The sequence below is a fragment of the Streptomyces longwoodensis genome (assembly GCF_001514125.1).
Taxonomy (GTDB): domain Bacteria; phylum Actinomycetota; class Actinomycetes; order Streptomycetales; family Streptomycetaceae; genus Streptomyces; species Streptomyces longwoodensis.
Map to the genome: position 1 here is coordinate 154,205 of NZ_KQ948562.1, position 16,718 is coordinate 170,922.

The 16,718-nt window shown below is 72.4% G+C and carries 16 protein-coding genes; 4 read left to right on the plus strand and 12 right to left on the minus strand.

The window, feature by feature from the left end:
• Window positions 1-227: 227 nt before the first annotated feature.
• Together AQJ30_RS30925 and AQJ30_RS30930 are read right to left on the minus strand one after the other, a co-directional pair.
• Window positions 228-782: a NuoB/complex I 20 kDa subunit family protein gene (locus AQJ30_RS30925; protein WP_067240525.1), complete on the minus strand. Its 555-nt coding sequence runs from the start codon at window positions 780-782 to the stop codon at window positions 228-230.
• Window positions 783-795: 13 nt separating this feature from the next.
• Complete coding sequence (locus AQJ30_RS30930) at window positions 796-1,155, minus strand: NADH-quinone oxidoreductase subunit A (protein WP_007383963.1); 360 nt, start codon at window positions 1,153-1,155, stop codon at window positions 796-798.
• Between the two features lie 754 nt (window positions 1,156-1,909).
• Between AQJ30_RS30930 and AQJ30_RS30935 the strand changes: the two genes are divergently transcribed.
• On the plus strand, window positions 1,910-2,731 hold the full coding sequence (locus AQJ30_RS30935; RefSeq protein WP_067240527.1) for a C40 family peptidase: 822 nt from the start codon (window positions 1,910-1,912) through the stop codon (window positions 2,729-2,731).
• Between the two features lie 93 nt (window positions 2,732-2,824).
• Here AQJ30_RS30935 and AQJ30_RS30940 read toward each other — a convergent pair whose 3' ends face one another.
• Window positions 2,825-4,078 carry a geranylgeranyl reductase family protein gene (locus tag AQJ30_RS30940; RefSeq protein WP_067240680.1) on the minus strand — a complete coding sequence of 418 codons (1,254 nt, stop codon included), beginning with the start codon at window positions 4,076-4,078 and terminating at the stop codon, window positions 2,825-2,827.
• Between the two features lie 253 nt (window positions 4,079-4,331).
• Between AQJ30_RS30940 and AQJ30_RS30945 the strand changes: the two genes are divergently transcribed.
• The gene (locus AQJ30_RS30945) at window positions 4,332-4,862 is read left to right on the plus strand and encodes a GNAT family N-acetyltransferase (RefSeq protein WP_067240681.1); all 531 of its coding nucleotides are present in this window, start codon (window positions 4,332-4,334) and stop codon (window positions 4,860-4,862) included.
• Between the two features lie 109 nt (window positions 4,863-4,971).
• Window positions 4,972-5,286, plus strand: a complete 315-nt coding sequence (locus AQJ30_RS30950) for a PASTA domain-containing protein (RefSeq protein ID WP_281200975.1) — start codon at window positions 4,972-4,974, stop codon at window positions 5,284-5,286.
• 17 nt (window positions 5,287-5,303) lie between these two features.
• Here AQJ30_RS30950 and AQJ30_RS30955 read toward each other — a convergent pair whose 3' ends face one another.
• From AQJ30_RS30955 to AQJ30_RS30970, 4 genes are read right to left on the minus strand one after another with little or no spacing between them, the layout of a single operon-like run.
• Window positions 5,304-5,999, minus strand: a complete 696-nt coding sequence (locus tag AQJ30_RS30955; protein ID WP_067240530.1) for a demethylmenaquinone methyltransferase — start codon at window positions 5,997-5,999, stop codon at window positions 5,304-5,306.
• A gap of 23 nt (window positions 6,000-6,022) precedes the next feature.
• Window positions 6,023-7,108: an acyltransferase family protein gene (locus tag AQJ30_RS30960; RefSeq protein ID WP_067240683.1), complete on the minus strand. Its 1,086-nt coding sequence runs from the start codon at window positions 7,106-7,108 to the stop codon at window positions 6,023-6,025.
• A gap of 59 nt (window positions 7,109-7,167) precedes the next feature.
• Window positions 7,168-9,396, minus strand: coding sequence for a bifunctional polysaccharide deacetylase/glycosyltransferase family 2 protein (locus AQJ30_RS30965; protein ID WP_067240532.1), 2,229 nt, complete (start codon window positions 9,394-9,396; stop codon window positions 7,168-7,170).
• 20 nt (window positions 9,397-9,416) lie between these two features.
• A complete protein-coding gene (locus AQJ30_RS30970) occupies window positions 9,417-9,719 on the minus strand; it encodes a hypothetical protein (protein WP_067240534.1) in 303 nt (100 codons plus the stop codon).
• A 240-nt stretch (window positions 9,720-9,959) separates the two neighbouring features.
• Between AQJ30_RS30970 and AQJ30_RS30975 the strand changes: the two genes are divergently transcribed.
• A complete protein-coding gene (locus tag AQJ30_RS30975) occupies window positions 9,960-10,940 on the plus strand; it encodes a chitinase (protein WP_067240536.1) in 981 nt (326 codons plus the stop codon).
• 65 nt (window positions 10,941-11,005) lie between these two features.
• On the opposite strand, the gene AQJ30_RS30980 is transcribed toward AQJ30_RS30975, so the two are convergent.
• The 5 genes from AQJ30_RS30980 to AQJ30_RS31000 form a co-directional block, all read right to left on the minus strand.
• Window positions 11,006-11,611, minus strand: a complete 606-nt coding sequence (locus AQJ30_RS30980) for an amidohydrolase family protein (protein ID WP_067240537.1) — start codon at window positions 11,609-11,611, stop codon at window positions 11,006-11,008.
• Between the two features lie 7 nt (window positions 11,612-11,618).
• On the minus strand, window positions 11,619-12,833 hold the full coding sequence (gene mqnC, locus AQJ30_RS30985) for a cyclic dehypoxanthinyl futalosine synthase (RefSeq protein WP_067240539.1): 1,215 nt from the start codon (window positions 12,831-12,833) through the stop codon (window positions 11,619-11,621).
• A 78-nt stretch (window positions 12,834-12,911) separates the two neighbouring features.
• Complete coding sequence (locus tag AQJ30_RS30990) at window positions 12,912-13,685, minus strand: prepilin peptidase (protein WP_107119744.1); 774 nt, start codon at window positions 13,683-13,685, stop codon at window positions 12,912-12,914.
• Between the two features lie 5 nt (window positions 13,686-13,690).
• Window positions 13,691-15,505 (minus strand): serine/threonine-protein kinase, encoded by a 1,815-nt coding sequence (locus tag AQJ30_RS30995; protein ID WP_067240685.1) that lies wholly within the window; start codon window positions 15,503-15,505, stop codon window positions 13,691-13,693.
• Window positions 15,506-15,576: 71 nt separating this feature from the next.
• Entirely contained in the window at window positions 15,577-16,425 is an 849-nt protein-coding gene (locus AQJ30_RS31000; RefSeq protein WP_067240543.1) for a menaquinone biosynthetic enzyme MqnA/MqnD family protein, read from the minus strand.
• Between the last annotated feature and the right edge of the window lie 293 nt (window positions 16,426-16,718).

Here is a 16,718-nt window from a genome sequence, read left to right on the forward strand (position 1 = left end):
GGGCGCCTTCGCGTCAGCCGTCTTCGCCCCGGCGGCTTCGTTCGCCGTCGCGCCGCCGCCCGGCTCGCCGGCCTTCGTGCCGTCCGGCTGTCCGACCCCGTCCGGTCCCTTCGTGCCGGGGGCGCCGTTCGCCCCAGCCGGCCGGTCCGCGCCACCCGGCTGCTTCGTGCCGTCAGGTTCGTTCGCGCCGTCCGGCTGCTTCGGGCCGTGGGTGCCGTTCGCGTCGCTCATCGCAGCAGCCCCTTCATCTCGATCGTGGGCAGGGCCGTGAGCGCCGCTTCCTCCGCCTCGCGGGCCGCCTCCTCGGCGTTCACGCCGAGCTTGGAGTTCTGGATCTTGTGGTGGAGCTTGAGGATCGCGTCCACCAGCATCTCGGGGCGCGGCGGGCAGCCGGGCAGGTAGATGTCGACCGGGACGACGTGGTCGACGCCCTGGACGATGGAGTAGTTGTTGAACATGCCGCCGGAGGACGCGCACACGCCCATGGAGATGACCCACTTGGGGTTCGGCATCTGGTCGTAGACCTGCCGCAGCACCGGCGCCATCTTCTGGCTGACCCGGCCGGCGACGATCATCAGGTCCGCCTGGCGGGGCGAGCCGCGGAAGACCTCCATACCGAAGCGCGCCAGGTCGTAGCGCCCGGCGCCGGTGGTCATCATCTCGATCGCGCAGCAGGCGAGTCCGAAGGTGGCGGGGAAGACGGACGCCTTGCGCACCCAGCCCGCGGCCTGCTCGACGGTGGTCAGCAGGAAGCCGCTCGGCAGCTTTTCTTCGAGTCCCATGTCGTTGAGCCCCTCAGTCCCATTCCAGGCCGCCGCGCCGCCATACGTACGCGTACGCGACGAAGACGGTGAGCACGAAGAGCAGCATCTCCACGAGCCCGAAGACCCCCAGGGCGTCGAAGGTGACGGCCCAGGGGTAGAGGAAGACGATCTCGATGTCGAAGACGATGAAGAGCATCGCCGTCAGGTAGTACTTGATGGGGAAGCGCCCGCCGCCGGCCGGCGTGGGGGTCGGCTCGATGCCGCACTCGTAGGCTTCGAGCTTGGCGCGGTTGTACCGCTTCGGACCGATCAGCGTGGCCATGACCACGGAGAAGATCGCAAAGCCTGCCCCGAGGGCTCCCAGTACGAGGATGGGCGCATACGCGTTCACCGCTCCTCGCTCCTCTCAGTCGGCACTGACTGCTGGCGGTTGCGTCCGGCTCACGCCCGCCCCACGCGCCCCTCGAACCCCGCTCGTCCCGGCGAAGATCGAGAACATGTGAAGCAGGTCACAAGCCCAACTGCCTCGCATCCTATGCCTGCCACTCTGTGATCTGCGACACGGGGTATTGCACAAGCTTTGTGATCTCCACCACCTGACGAAGGATCATGAAGTCATATCAGCGGTGATCTTCATACGCGAAGCGTCAGAGTGATCACAAGAAGTGACATTCTCGCTCGTCATCGCAGGCAGGAGGGTGCGTCTCCATATCAAGAGGGTTCCCTTGCATGCAAATTGGCGTTGGACGCGGGGCCTTGGTAGAGGACCGCGTTCACACATCAGAGGGACGCGAGGGGCTGATGTGGACGGCGGACGGCCGCGTGCGCGCGTTCACGAGCGGACCGGGAGGCTCCGCGGGCCGTCGGACGCGGCCGGCCCGGTGATCGTTCCGTGACCTCCGCCACATGATGAGAGGCGCCTGAGAACCGGGGTTGGCCAACGGTCTCAACCAATGGTAGGCGGCGGGCAATTCGGGCGTAACAGCGAAAGCCCATGATCACAGGCATGATCACTTGCGTCCGCAATGTCCGTTACGGCGTCAATAAAGAACCACACGCCGGGGAGTTGGGGCGTGCGTTGAGCAATTGTGGCGCACCACACGTTTCTTGAAGGTATGGAGGAGCCCCTGGTACCGCTAGTACCCATGTCCCACACCGCTCACATACGCAGCCACCGGAAACCCCGCTCCCGCACCGCGTCGACGATCGCGATGCGGGCCGGAGTCGCCGGTGGCATCCTCAGCACCGTGGCAGTGGCCGGAGCCTCGGCCGCGGCGAACGCGGCCGAGCCGGTGACGCAGACGCTCGAACTGCCCACCCTGACGGCCGACCTGTCCGCACAGGTCGCCCAGTCCGCGGAGGCCACGCAGCTGGCCGCCGCGAACTACCAGCTCCAGGCGGAGCGTGACGCGGCCGCCGCCGCGGCCGCCAAGGAGGCCGCGAAGGACCTCGCCGCCGCCAAGAAGGCCGAGGCCCGCAAGAAGGCCGCGGAGGAGGCCCGTCAGGCCGCCGCCGAGCGCGCCGCGCGCGACTCCCAGCGCACCACGCTCGCCGCGGCCGCGGACACCGGTTCCAGCAGCGTCAGCACGTCCACGCACACGTCCACGGCGACCGGTTCGGCCGCGGCCGTCATCGACTTCGTGCGGGCGCAGGTCGGCGACGCGTACGTCTCCGGCGGCACCGGCCCCAACTCGTGGGACTGTTCCGGCCTGGTGCAGGCCGCCTTCCGCCAGGTCGGCATCGACCTGCCGCGCGTCTCCCAGGACCAGTCCACCGCCGGCACCCAGGTGTCGCTGGACAACCTCCAGCCGGGCGACATCCTCTACTGGGGCGGCGCCGGCAGCGCCTACCACGTGGCGGTGTACGTGGGCGGCGGCATGTTCGTGGGCGCGCAGAACCCGTCCACCGGTGTGGTCGAGAAGCCGCTGTCGTACGACCCGCCGTCCGGCGCGGTGCGGGTGCTCTGACCGGCAGCGGCACGGAAGCACGACGAACACGACGAAGGGTCGCAACCGCCGAGCGGTGGCGACCCTTCGTCGTGTGGTCGTGACGTCGGCGCCTCAGGCCTTCGGGGCCACCTTGCTCAGGCCGTTGATGAGGCGGTCCATCGCGTCGCCGCCCGTCGGGTCGGTCAGGTTGGCGAGCAGCTTGAGGGTGAACTTCATCAGCATCGGGTGGGTCAGGCCGCGCTGGGCGGCGATCTTCATGACCTTCGGGTTGCCGATGAGCTTCACGAAGGCGCGGCCCAGCGTGTAGTAGCCGCCGTAGGTGTCCTTGAGGATCCGCGGGTAGCGCTGGAGGGCCAGTTCGCGCTGGCCGGGCGTCGCGCGCGCGTGGGCCTGGACGATGACGTCGGCGGCGATCTGCCCGGACTCCATGGCGTAGGCGATGCCCTCGCCGTTGAAGGGGTTCACCAGGCCGCCGGCGTCGCCGACGAGGAGCAGGCCCTTGGTGTAGTGCGGCTGGCGGTTGAAGGCCATGGGCAGGGCGGCGCCGCGGATCGGGCCGGTCATGTTCTCCGGGGTGTAGCCCCAGTCCTCGGGCATCGACGCGCACCAGGCCTTGAGCACCTCGCGCCAGTCCAGCTCCTTGAAGGAGTCGGAGGTGTTGAGGACGCCGAGGCCGACGTTGGAGGTGCCGTCGCCCATGCCGAAGATCCAGCCGTAGCCGGGCAGCAGGCGGTCCTCGCCGGGGCCGCGCCGGTCCCACAGCTCCAGCCAGGACTCCAGGTAGTCGTCCTCGTGGCGCGGGGAGGTGAAGTACGTCCGCACGGCGACGCCCATCGGGCGGTCCTCGCGGCGGTGCAGGCCCATCGCGAGGGACAGGCGGGTGGAGTTGCCGTCGGCGGCGACCACCAGCGGCGCGTGGAAGGTGACCTCGCGCTTGTCCTCGCCGAGCTTGGCCCGCACTCCGGTGATGCGGCCGGTGCGGTCGTCGACGAGGGGTGCGCCGACGTTGCAGCGCTCGTACAGGCGGGCGCCCGCCTTCTGCGCCTGGCGGGCGAGCTGCTCGTCGAAGTCGTCGCGCTTGCGGACCAGGCCGTAGTCGGGGAAGGAGGCGAGGTCCGGCCAGTCCAGCTGGAGCCGGACGCCGCCGCCGATGATGCGCAGGCCCTTGTTGCGCAGCCAGCCGGCCTCCTCGGAGATGTCGATCCCCATGGCGACGAGCTGCTTCACGGCGCGCGGGGTGAGGCCGTCGCCGCAGACCTTCTCGCGCGGGAACTCGGTCTTCTCCAGGAGCAGGACGTCGAGGCCGGCCTTGGCGAGGTGGTAGGCCGTGGTGGAACCGGCCGGTCCCGCGCCCACGACGATCACGTCGGCGGTGTTGTTCCCGGCGAACGGCTCGACGGACGACGAGGGCTCGGCGGAGGAGGAGGGCCCGGCGGGCGACGAGGGCTCGGCGGAGGAGGAGGGCCCGGCGGGCGACGAGGACTCGGAGGGCTCGGGAAGGGGTTCGGTCTCGACGGTCACGGCGGGATCTCCCCAAGTTCGACATCTGCGTGCCGGCCGGCACTGGACATGGGCAGTCTATTCAGCAGAATTGATCACCCGGCTGAAGGGCTGCCCCGTGAACCGAGCTCTCCCCGTAGTACGGCTGCGCGTCCCCACCGACGAGGACGCGGTCGCCTGGCACCGGGTCTTCGACGACCCCGAGGTGATGGAGTTCCACGGCGGCCGCTCCGCGGAGCTGTTCGTCTACGAGGAACTCACCGCCCGCCAGCGCCGGCACGACGCCGAGCACGGCTTCTGCCTGTGGACGGTGCTCGACGAGTCCGACCGGGTCATCGGCTTCACCGGCGCCCAGCCGTGGCCGCGGGACTGGGGTCCCACGGGTGAGATCGAGATCGGCTGGCGGCTCGGACGGGAGTTCTGGGGCCGGGGGTACGTCACGGCGGCCGCCCGCATGACCCTGGAACGGGTGCGGGAGGCGGGCGTGCCGACGGTGGTGGCGATGGTCGACGCGCGCAACACCCGGTCGATCGCGGTGACCAGGCGGCTGGGGATGCGGCTCGCCGAGGTGTTCACCACGCCGGCCTCGCAGCGGGAGGGCCACTGCTACCGGCTGGACCTCGCCCCCGCGACTGGTAACGCAGCGTAACCGACTGTCACAGAAAGCCACTTGGCGCTTCCGGACGGCACCCCGGGCGGCTACCCTGCCAGTACCGCTGGGGGTGACATCTGTGCTCATACCGCCCAAGACTCCCGAAGTGCGCGTGCCCAGGCTCGTCGGTCTCATGGCCGTGGACGCGCGCGAGACGGCCCTGGCCCACGGCGTGCTGCTGGCCGCGCCCGACCGGCCCGAGTTCGGCCGCACGGTCGTCGACCACGTCGTACGGCAGTACCCGCCACCCGGGGCCGAGGTACCGCGCGGGGCCGTCGTCACCGTGTGGTTCGACTTCCGCGAGGGGGAGGGCGGTGGCGGCTCGGGCGTGCGCGAACCGCGGGTGCCGAGACCGGGCGGGGGCGGACTGGAGCGCGAACTGGACCGGCCGGGGGACGCCTTCGAGGCGATCGTCCGCTGAGTCGTCTCCGCGGCGACTCAGCTCTCCTTGAAGCCCCGGTGCAGGGCCACGACCCCGCCCGTGAGGTTCCGCCACGCGACCCGCGACCAGCCGGCCCCGCGCAGCCTCTCGGCCAGGGCGGGCTGGTCGGGCCAGGCGCGGATGGACTCGGCGAGGTAGACGTAGGCGTCGGGGTTGGAGGAGACCGCGCGGGCGACCGGGGGCAGCGCGCGCATCAGGTACTCGGTGTAGACGGTGCGGAAGGGCGCCCAGGTGGGGTGGGAGAACTCGCAGATGACGACCCGCCCGCCGGGCCGCGTCACGCGGTGCATCTCGCGCAGGGCGGCGTCGAAGTCCTGCACGTTGCGCAGCCCGAAGGAGATGCTCACGGCGTCGAACGTGTCGTCCTTGAACGGCAGCCGGGTCGCGTCGCCCGCGGTGAACGGCAGCCAGGGCTGGCGCTTCTTGCCGACCTGGAGCATGCCGAGCGAGAAGTCGCAGGGGACGACGTAGGCGCCGGTCCGGGCGAAGGGCAGCGAGGAGGTCGCCGTGCCGGCCGCGAGGTCGAGGACCTTCTGCGCGGGGCGCGCGTCGACCGCCCGCGCCACCTCCTTGCGCCAGCGCCGGTCCTGTCCCAGGGACAGCACGTCGTTGGTCAGGTCGTACCGTTCCGCCACGTTGTCGAACATCGAAGCGACTTCGTGCGGCTGCTTGTCCAGGGATGCGCGGGTCACGGGCCCATTGTTGCAGCCCGGTCTCACGGCAGGAGCCGGGGCTTCCTGCGCGCCGCGACGTCCTCCACCCAGCCGCACAGCAGCACGAACAGCGCGATCAGCACCCAGCCGACGCCGAACAGGAACCACTGGCTGTCCAGCGGCAGGTGCGCGGCCAGGGCGGGCACGTCCCAGAACCGGTCGATCACCGGGACGGCGAGGACCAGGGCGATCTCGTGCCAGAGGTAGATCGTCACCGCGCGCGCGTTGAAGACGGTGACGGTCCGGTCCAGGCGGCGGTAGCGGGTGAGCCAGGCGAAGTCGACGCGGAAGTACGCCTTCGCCCACATCAGCAGCAGCACGGCGCCCGCCGACCAGAAGGCCTGGGCGAGCGGGTCCTCGTCCAGGTCGTACGTGCCGTACACCGCCTGGTGGGAGACGGCGTACCAGCCGCCGTACGCCATCGCGGCCAGCGCCGGCAGCACCACCGCCGCCGGCCCCAGCCGCCGCAGGACGCCGTCGCGGTGCGCGAAGCCCGCCAGCCAGCAGCACAGGTACGTCGCCAGGTCCCACAGGGCGCTGCCCACCCGGCCGTCCGGGCCGGCCCAGATGAACTGGAGCACCACGACCGGCACGAGGGACAGGGCCAGCACGGGCGGCGGGGCCAGGCGGAACACCCGCAGCAGCAGCGGCGACAGCAGCACGAACCACAGGTAGGTGCGCAGGTACCAGAGGATCTCCCAGGCCTGCTCGCCCCACGCGTTGCCCGGCGGGTCGCCCAGCGGCACGATCCAGAGGACGATCTCCCGGCCGGGCATCCAGCCGTGGACCAGCATCGCGGCGACGACGAAGACGCCCCAGAACCAGAACGGCGGCAGCAGCCTGCGCAGCCGGCCGCGGACCACGGTGGGCGCGGGGCGCTCCAGGGACTTCGCCATCAGGCTGCCGGCCAGGCCGAACATGATCCCCATGGAGGGGAACACCAGGCCCGCCCAGGCCCAGCCGAAGGTGTGGTACGCGACGACCCGGACGAGGGCCAGCGCCCGCAGGGTGTCGAAGTAGCGGTCCCGGCCGGCGGGCGGCCGGGCCGCGTGCCGGGCCGGGGGTTTCCGCTCGTCGGCTGCCTTCACCTGCGGCTGCGGCTGCGCCTCCGCCGCGGAGGGATGCGCGTACCCCTGCTGTTCCCAGGTCACGAGCCCACCCCGGCCGGGGTGCCGACCTCGCCCGTGCGCTCCAGCTTCTGCCAGCGCAGCCGGCCGCCGGTCAGCGCCGTGACGCAGGAGTGGATCAGCACGAGGTACATCATCTGCCGGTAGGCGAGCTGCTGGAGCGGCATCATCAGCAGGTAGCGGTACATCTCCCGGTCGAGGCGGAAGGCGTAGGCCGCGCACAGGAGTTGGACGCCGAGCACGGCCAGCCAGGCGAGCAGGGCCGCCCGGAGGTCGACGAAGACCATCGAGTAGACGGTGAACACGTCGATCAGCGGCGCGAAGACGGGCGTGACCACCTGGAACAGCACCACCAGCGGCATGCCGACCCGGCCGAAGCGCCCCGAAGGCCCCTTGTCCGTCAGCGACCCGCGGTGCTTCCACAGCGCCTGCATGGTGCCGTAGGACCAACGGTAGCGCTGCGACCACAGCTGCTTCAGGGAGCCCGGCGCCTCGGTCCACGCGCGCGCGTGCTCCTCGTAGACGACCTGCCAGCCCGCCCGGTGCAGGGCGATGGTGATGTCGGTGTCCTCGGCGAGGGTGTCCTCGCTCATCCCGCCGGCCTCCAGCACCGCCTCCCGCCGGAACGCGCCGATCGCGCCCGGGATCGTGGGCATGCAGCGCAGCAGGTCGTACATGCGGCGGTCGAGGTTGAAGCCCATCACGTACTCGATGTGCTGCCAGGCGCCGATGAGGGTGTCGCGGTTGCCGACCTTGGCGTTGCCGGCGACGGCGCCGACGCGCGGGTCGGCGAAGGGCTGCACGAGCTGCCGTACGGTGTCCGGTTCGAAGACGGTGTCGCCGTCCATCATCACCACGATGTCGTGACGGGCGCTGCGGACGCCGTTGTTGAGGGCGGCGGGTTTGCCGACGTTCTCCTGGCGGACGATCCGGACGTTGCGCATGCCGAGCCGGTCGGCGGCGGCCCGCGCGATCTGCGAGGTGCCGTCGGTGGAGCCGTCGTCGACGACGAGGACCTCGATCGGGTGGGTGCTGCGCGCCAGCGACTCCAGGGTGTGGGCGATGCACTCCTTCTCGTTGTACGCCGGGACGATCACGCTGACCGGCCGGGTGACGGCCGGACCCCAGCTGAAGCGGCGTCTGTTGCGCTGCCGGTGGTGGCGGCGGGCGAGGACGAGCATCATCGCGAAGCGGCCCAGGACCGCGACGCCGACGACCACCAGGCCCACACTCAGCGCCGGCACCGTCCACTCGGCGACCGCGACCGCCGCGACCAGCGCCTTGCCCTCGTAGAGGGTGACGCCGGTGGCCGGGCGGTGGGCGGCCTGGAGCCGACCGGTGGTCCCGCCGACGGCCCGGGCCCCGCCGCGCTGCTCCTCCAGGGCCCCGCTGACGGTGGTGAAGGTGTAGCCCTTCGCCTTCATCTTCTCGATGTACTTGGGCAGCGCCGCGATCGTCTGGGAGCGTTCGCCGCCCGCGTCGTGGAACAGCACCGAGGCGCCCTCGCCGTCCTCGGGCGTGGCCCACCGGACGATCTTCGAGACGCCCGGCCTCTTCCAGTCGTCGCTGTCGGTGTCGACGAAGACGCTGGTGTAGCCCTCCTCGCCGAGCGTGCGGTAGACGGGCCAGCTGTAGTTGTCGATGGCGTCCGTCTGGGAGGAGTAGGGCGCGCGGAACAGGGTCGTCGTGATGCCCGCCGCGCCGGCCAGCGCGAGCTGGGTCTGGGTGATCTCGCGCCGGACGCGGGCGTCGCCCTGGTACGACAGGTCGACGTGCGTGAAGGTGTGGATGCCGACCTCGTTGCCCTGGCGCACCAGGTCCCGCACCACACCCGGGTAGCGGGACACCATGGAGCCGACCAGGAAGAACGTGCCCGGCACGTCGTACTTCTCCAGGACGGCCAGCACCCGGGGCGTCCAGGTGGGGTCGGGGCCGTCGTCGAAGGTGAGCGCGATCGTCTTGTCGGGGACGGAGACGGTCGTGGCCCGTCCGCCCCGGAAGGTGAGGATCGGGCCGCCGTCGAGGACCGCGTCGGGCACCTCGCTGGAACTGGCCCCGGTGCGCACGCGCTGGTCGCCGCCGACCTCGGCGCGCAGGTAGCCGTCGAGGAGCAGCACGCTGGTCAGCGCCAGCAGGAGCAGCGCGGCGAGGATGACGCGCGGTTTCTGGAGCGCCGCGGCCCGGCCCGCCGCCCGTTCGATGCGGCTGGGGGCGCGGCGGCGGCCGCGGGAGGACGTCGTCGTGGTCATGGTGGTGGTGTGCGTTCCCGTCAGTCGGCGGCCGCGGGGGCAGCGGTGGGGACCGTGTCGGAGGTGGGTGCCGCGGTGGGCGCGCCCGACGGCCGGCCGGCCGGATCGCCGTAGCCGCCTGCGGGGCGGAGGCCTCCGGGGCCGCCCCGGGCGCTGTCGCCGAACGGCAGCAGCGACGACGGTGCCAGGTCCGTGCCCCAGCCCATGAAGGCGGCGCCGAGGACGGCCGCGTAGGCGAGGCACCCGGCTCCCAGGAGCAGGCCGATGCGCCGCAGCACCTTCGAACGGCGGCCGGAGGTGTCGACGAAGACGGGACCCTCCACGGAGTCGTTCCCGCGTTTGCGACGGCGACCGCGCGGGGCGGCGCGGTGTGCGAGGGCAGGCTCGGATTGCATGCCCCGGACAGTAGGCGCGTTTGTGTGCCGGGAACTCTGCTCACGTTGTGAGCGAGCCGTGAGAAAGGGCCTGACCTGTCACTTCCCTGAGAAAATGAACTGCGGGCCGCTCTGGTGTGAGAGATTTCCGGTCGCGGGACGGACGTCACGAGAGCGGGTGCATGCGCAATGAGGAGTTCCCTGAGGCCGTTGGCCGGGCTCACCTGTCTGTTCGCACTGGCGACGGCTGGATGCTCCGGGACGGCGGAGCACGAGAGCCAGGAGCACCAGAGCCCGACCGCGTACGCGCCGTACGTCGACGCCACCGAGGCGTCCGCCCACGACGCGGCCGGTTCACCGACGACGTACAACCTGGCCTTCGTGATCTCGGACGACAGCGCCTGCACACCCCGCTGGAACGGCACGCACGCCGTGGACGACGCGACCGTGGCCTCCCGGATCGGCGCGCTGAAGAAGAACGGCGCGCGGGTCCGCGTCTCCTTCGGCGGCGCCTCCGGCAAGGAGCTCGCGGCGACCTGCGACAGCGTCTCCGCGCTGGCCGAGGCGTACGGCGCGGCCCTGGACGCGGCCGGCTCCACGCAGGCCGACTTCGACATCGAGGGGGACGCGTTGACCGACTCCGCCTCGGTCGCGCTGCGTTCACGGGCGATCGCCCGCCTCCAGCGGGAACGGCCCGGTCTCGGCGTGACCTTCACCCTGCCGGTGATGCCGTCCGGGCTCGACGCGGACGGCCTGGCACTGCTCGCCTCGGCGAACACGTACGACGTCCAGGTCTCCACGGTCAACCTGATGACCATGAACTACGGCGAGTCGTACGACGGCGACATGGGCGACTACGCGATCACCTCGGCGACCGCCGCGCACGCTCAACTGGCCGAGGTGTTCGGCACGTCCGGGGCGGCGGCCTGGAAGGGCATGGCCCTCACCTCGATGATCGGCGTCAACGACGTCGCCGGCGAGACGTTCACCCTGTCCGACGCGGCCCAGGTGCGCACGTTCGCCGAGGGCGAGGGGATGGGCTGGGTGTCGATGTGGTCGGCGTTCCGCGACCAGCAGTGCGGCGCGGACGCCTCCACCGAGGACGCGTTGACCACGTGCAGCGGGGTGCGGCAGGGAAGCGGCGCGTTCGCCAAGGCGTTCAGTCGGTAGCCGTTCAGCCGGTGGCCGTTCGGCCGTGGCCGCCGGGGAACCGTCGCCGCCGGACCCCGGCGCGCTCAGCGCCCGCGGTACACCAGCCGGCCGCCGACCACCGTCGCCACGCACGTCCCCGCCCCGCGTTCCGCGAGCTCGGACTCGTCGCGCACGTCGAACACGGCGAAGCGGGCGGCGGACCCCCGCACGCGGGGCGGCGGGAACTCGACGGGCAGGCCCGAGGCGTAGGGGTCGAGCGACGGCACCCCGCCGGGGCGCCCGATGCGGCCCACCACGCCGAGCCCGGTGCGCCACACGGCGTCCCGCACCGCGCGGTTGCGCAGCTCCTCGCAGGCCGCGGCGACCGTGCCGTGGGCCAGCATCCGCTGCACCCCGCGCCGGGCGCTCGCGCCCCAACGGGCGTCGTCCGGCGCGAGGTCGGCGAGCGCGTCGCCGGTCAGCGGCTCGGTGCCCAGGGTGTCGGCCTCGCGCGGATCCGGGTGGTACGCCTCCTCCAGCAGCTCCGTGCCGTGCAGGTTGACCAGCCCGGGGGTGAGGATGCCGGGCCACTCCCGCACGCGCGCGTGCGGGTGCGCCGCGACCACGTCCGCCAGGGGCCCGGCGTCCGCGATCCACTCGCCCCGCACGGCGAGCGCGTGCCCGCGGGCGTCCGCGTGGATCGTCAGCACGGACCGCTCAGTTGGGGGCGAGGAGCTTGAGCTCCGGGTGGGCCGTGCCGCCCTCGATGGCGGTCGAGGAGATGTGGGAGACCACGCGGTCGTCGACCGGGTCGTTCGCCGGGTCGTCGTGCACGACGAGGTGCTCGTACGTCGTCGCGCGCTGGGCCGGCACGCGTCCCGCCTTGCGGATCAGGTCGATGATCTCCAGGCGGTTGGAGCGGTGCTTGGCGCCGGCCGAGGAGACGACGTTCTCCTCCAGCATGATCGAGCCGAGGTCGTCCGCGCCGTAGTGCAGGGACAGCTGGCCGATCTCCTTGCCGGTCGTCAGCCAGGAGCCCTGGATGTGCCGGACGTTGTCGAGGAACAGCCGGGCGATGGCGATCATCCGCAGGTACTCGAAGATCGTCGCCTGGGTGCGGCCCTTGAGGTGGTTGTTCTCGGGCTGGTAGGTGTACGGGATGAAGGCCCGGAAGCCCCCGGTGCGGTCCTGGACGTCGCGGATCATCCGCAGGTGCTCGATGCGCTCGGCGTTGGTCTCGCCGGTGCCCATCAGCATGGTGGAGGTGGACTCCACGCCCAGCCGGTGCGCGGTCTCCATGATCTCCAGCCAGCGCTCGCCGCTCTCCTTCAGCGGGGCGATGGCCTTCCGCGGCCGCTCGGGCAGCAGTTCGGCGCCCGCGCCGGCGAAGGAGTCCAGTCCGGCCTCGTGGATGCGGGTGATGGCCTCCTCGACCGACACCCCGCTGATCCGGGCCATGTGCTCGACCTCGGAGGCGCCCAGCGAGTGGATCACCAGCTGCGGGAAGGCCTCCTTGATGGCCCGGAAGTGCGACTCGTAGTACTCGACGCCGTAGTCCGGGTGGTGGCCGCCCTGGAACATGATCTGCGTGCCGCCGAGTTCGACGGTCTCGGCGCAGCGCCGCAGGATGTCGTCGAGGTCGCGCGTCCAGCCCTTGGCGGTGTCCTTGGGGGCGGCGTAGAAGGCGCAGAACTTGCACGCCGTGACGCACACGTTCGTGTAGTTGATGTTCCGCTCGATGATGTACGTCGCGATGTGCTCGGTCCCCGCGTACAGGCGGCGGCGCACGGCGTCGGCGGCGGCGCCCAGCGCGTGCAGGGGCGCGTCGCGGTAGAGGACGAGCGCCTCCTCGGGGGTGATCCGCCCCCCGGCGGCGGCACGGTCGAGGACGGCTGTGACATCGATGGGGGTGAGGTCGGCCTTCTCGGTCACCGGCGTCCCTTTCGCAAGGTTCACAAGGGTTGTGGACGGACTGAGCCAGCCTACGCCAGCCCGCTCGGGCGCCCGAGGTCAGGCCGCACCGGCGCCGACCAGGACGCCCACGAGCGTCCCCGCGAGCAGGAACGGGCCGAACGGGATCACCGTGCCGCGGTCCGCCCGCCGCGCCAGGACCAGCGCCCCGCCATACAGCGCGCCGAGCACGAACGCGGCGAGCGTGCCGAGCATCACCGTCGGCCAGCCGTACCAGCCGAGCACGGCCCCCGCCCCGAGCGACAGCTTCACGTCCCCGAAGGCCATCCCGGAGGGGTTGAGGAGGTGCAGCACCAGGTAGGCGCCGCCGAGCGCGACCGTGCCGAGCAGGGCCGTCGTCCAGTCCCCGGCGTGCTCGGGCAGCAGGGCGGCCGCGCCGAGCAGCGCGGGGGCGGCCACGGCGAGCGGCAGGGTGAGCGGGTCCGGCAGCCGGTGCACCGCCAGGTCGACGGCCGCGAGCAGCACGCCCACGGGCGCGAGCAGCAGCCAGACCGCCAGCTCGGGCCGCGTCCCGGTCGCGGCGGCGAGAACGGCGCAGAGCAGGGCGGTGACGACGGCGAACGGGAGGGGGCGGGGGCCGTACGCCACCCCGCCGCACGGCGCGCAGCGCGCGGGCCCGAGCCAGCCCCGGACCGGGTGCCCGCCGGGACACGCGTCCCGCCAGCCGTACCCCCAGACAGCCTCCGCCTCTGTCCCCTCCGGTTCAGGCTCCGGAAGGGCCACGGAGAACCGGTGGGCCGGGCGCGGCAGCAGGGCTCCGGCCACCGCGCCCCACAGCGCGGCGGCCAGGACCAGCAGCGGGTCGACGGGCACGCCGCTCACCCGACCCGTGCCATGCGGGCGACGGGCTCGCCCTCCGCCGCACTGTCCGAGCGGTACGTCAGGTCCTCGCCCGTGGGCACCAGTCGTACGGTGTGCGGGGTCGGGTTGCAGCCGCCGTGGTTGGACGCGGCGCCGGTCGAGGTGGCCACCACCTCGCTCGCGGTGACCTGCTTCAGGGTGAGCAGGTCGACGCAGACCGAGCCGAGCACGTCGGTCTGGCGCAGCTCGCCGATCCGCTGACCCACCGCGGCCTTGTGGAGCGTCACCCGGAACGTCCCCATGGGCAGGGTCCCCCCGAGCCCGCTGCCCTCGCCCTCCCAGGTGCCGGCGTACCGGGCGGGCAGCGCGCCGGAGGCCGTCGGCCCGGGGCTGGACGCGCCCGGACTGGAGGCGCCCGAACTGGAGTCGCTGGGACCGGACGGGCCGCCGGTGCTCGGGCCGGGCCGGTCGGAGCCGTCCGCCGGGGGCGACGACGGCGCGCCCGCGGCCCCGCTGTCGCGGTCGTGGTCCCCGCCGGGCACGAGGTCGAAGAGGACCGTCGAGCCGAGCGTCACGGCGGCCAGCGCCCCGGCCACCGCGAGCGCGACCGTGCAGCTCATCCGCCGCCCGCGGCCGCCCTCCCCGGGCGCCACCCCGGCGGCGACGGTGACGGACACCTTGCCGGGCTTGTCCTCCCGCGGCGCCGGTACGACGGTGGACGCGCCGCCGTGCGGCACCGACGGGGCGTCCGCGGGCGTCCGGGACCCGGGCATCACCGGCGGCGGCCCGAACGTGCCGTGGGTCGCGGCCCGGTCGGCGGCCGGACCCGTCCCGCGGCCCCCCGTCGCCGTCGTCCCGTCCGACTCCACCGCCACCCCGTCGAAGCCGACCGGTCCCGACGCCACCGGCGCGGCGCCCGGGCCGGTGGCCGCGCCCTCCAGGTTGAGCAGCTGGACGGCACTGCGGCCCACCTGTTCCACCAGCGGCCCCGGCAGCCAGCCGGCCGTCACCAGCCGGGCCGCGCCCTGCGGGGCGAGCCGCCGGGCCGCCTCGGCGGGGGTGGGCCGCGCGGCCGGGTCCTTGGCCAGGCACGCCTCGACGACGTCCCGCAGCTCGCCCGGGGGCAGCTCCCCCAGCTCCGGCTGCTCGTGCACCACCTTGTAGAGGAGCGCGGCCGAGGTGTCGCCCCGGAAGGGCGGCGCGCCGGCCGCCGCGTACGCGAGGACGGCGCCCAGGGAGAAGACGTCGGCCGCGCCGGAGGCGCCCTTGCCGAGGATCTGCTCGGGGGCCATGTAGCCGGGCGAGCCGACGGAGACGCCCGTGGAGGTGAGGGAGGCCGTGCCGTCGGTGGCACGGGCGATGCCGAAGTCGATCAGCAGGGGGCCGTCCATGGTGAGCAGCACGTTGGACGGCTTCACGTCGCGGTGGACAAGGCCCAGGTCGTGCACGGCGGTCAGCGCCTCGGCGAGGCCCGCGCCCAGGACCCGCACGGTGTGCCCGGGCAGCGGCTCGCCGTGCGGGCCGACCGCGGCGGCCAGGGACGGCCCGGCCGCGTACGCCGTGGCGACCCAGGGCACCGCGGCGTCCGGGTCGGCGTCCAGCACCGGCGCGGTCCAGGCGCCGCCCACCCGGCGTGCCGCGTCCACCTCGCGCCGGAAGCGGGCGCGGAACTCCTCGTCCAGCGCGAAGTGCGGGTGCACGATCTTCACGGCGACCGTGCGTCCGCCCGCGCTGCGCCCCAGGTAGACCCGGCCCATGCCGCCGGCCCCGAGCCGGCCGAGCAGCCGGTAGGGCCCGACGACCGTGGGCTCGTCCGCTCCGAGCGGCTGCATGCCGTCCACCCCTCCCCCGTACGGCGCCCCGTGCCACCGCGCGCGGCGCCCTGTGAGAACTCAGAGGCAGGTTACGGCCGCAGCAGTTCCACCCTCACGTCCGCGGGGAAACCCGTCGTGGGGCCGACCCGGCGCGCGAACTCGGTGACGGCCTCCAGCTGGGGCGCGCCGAACCGGAAGTCGAGGGTGGTGAAGTACCGCTCGAGGACCTCCTCGTCGAACGCCTCCCAGCGCGCCGCCTGTTCAGCGACCTTGCCGACCTCCTCCAGGGAGAGGTTGCGGGAGGCGAGGAAGGCCTCGTGGACCTTGCGCGTGATGAACGGCTCGCGCTCCAGGTAGTCGCGGCGTGCCGCCCACACCGCGAAGACGAACGGCAGCCCGGTCCACTCCTTCCACAGCGCGCCCAGGTCGTGCACGGTCAGCCCGTAGCGGGGGCCGTCGAGCAGGTTGGCCCGCAGCGCGGCGTCGCCGATGAGGACGGCGGCCTCGGCCTCCTGCATCATCAGGCTGAGGTCGGGCGGGCAGGTGTAGTACTCCGGGGTGACGCCGTAGCGGTCGGCCAGCAGCAGCTGGGCCAGGCGCACGGACGTGCGGGAGGTGGAGCCGAGGGCGACGCGGGCGCCGTCCAGCTGCTCCAGCGGGACCTGCGAGACGATCACGCAGCTCATCACCGGGCCGTCGCAGCCGACGGCGATGTCGGGGAAGGCGACCAGCTCGTCGGCGTGCTTGAGGAACTCGACCAGGGTGATCGGCCCGATGTCGAGGTCGCCCTGCACCAGCTGCTCGCTGAGCTTCTCCGGGGTGTCCTTCGTCAGCTCGAAGTCGAGGAGCGTGCCCGTTCTCGCGAGCCCCCAGTAGAGGGGCAGGCAGTTCAGGAACTGGATGTGGCCGACGCGCGGCCGGGTGCGAGAATTGTCCACATCGCGAGGCTAGACCCCATCCGATAGGCTGTGAGCTTCGCCCCCCGCCGCCGGGCGACGTCAACCACTCGGGCACGGTTCAAACATCCGAGTGATGTGATCTTGACCCCTGTTGCTTTCGGCTGCCCGCGTGCTAGGCTCGCCGCAAGTTGCAGTTTGGTTTCCCTTGCAGTACAGAGCCTGCGGAGCATGTGACCGCGGGCTCTCGTCGTTTTCAGACGTACGCAGTTGTGCAGAACATCGTCTTCACACTTGCTGGTTCTGGAGCAGGGCAACCCTTTGGGCCCAAGGAG

Excerpts from the sequence above, each read along its gene's own strand:
- AQJ30_RS30925 (WP_067240525.1), bottom strand. The coding sequence starts at position 782 with ATGGGACTCGAAGAAAAGCTGCCGAGCGGCTTCCTGCTGACCACCGTC.
- AQJ30_RS30935 (WP_067240527.1), top strand. The coding sequence starts at position 1,910 with ATGTCCCACACCGCTCACATACGCAGCCACCGGAAACCCCGCTCCCGC.
- AQJ30_RS30965 (WP_067240532.1), bottom strand. The coding sequence starts at position 9,396 with ATGACCACGACGACGTCCTCCCGCGGCCGCCGCCGCGCCCCCAGCCGC.
- AQJ30_RS30975 (WP_067240536.1), top strand. The coding sequence starts at position 9,960 with ATGAGGAGTTCCCTGAGGCCGTTGGCCGGGCTCACCTGTCTGTTCGCA.
- AQJ30_RS30995 (WP_067240685.1), bottom strand. The coding sequence starts at position 15,505 with ATGCAGCCGCTCGGAGCGGACGAGCCCACGGTCGTCGGGCCCTACCGG.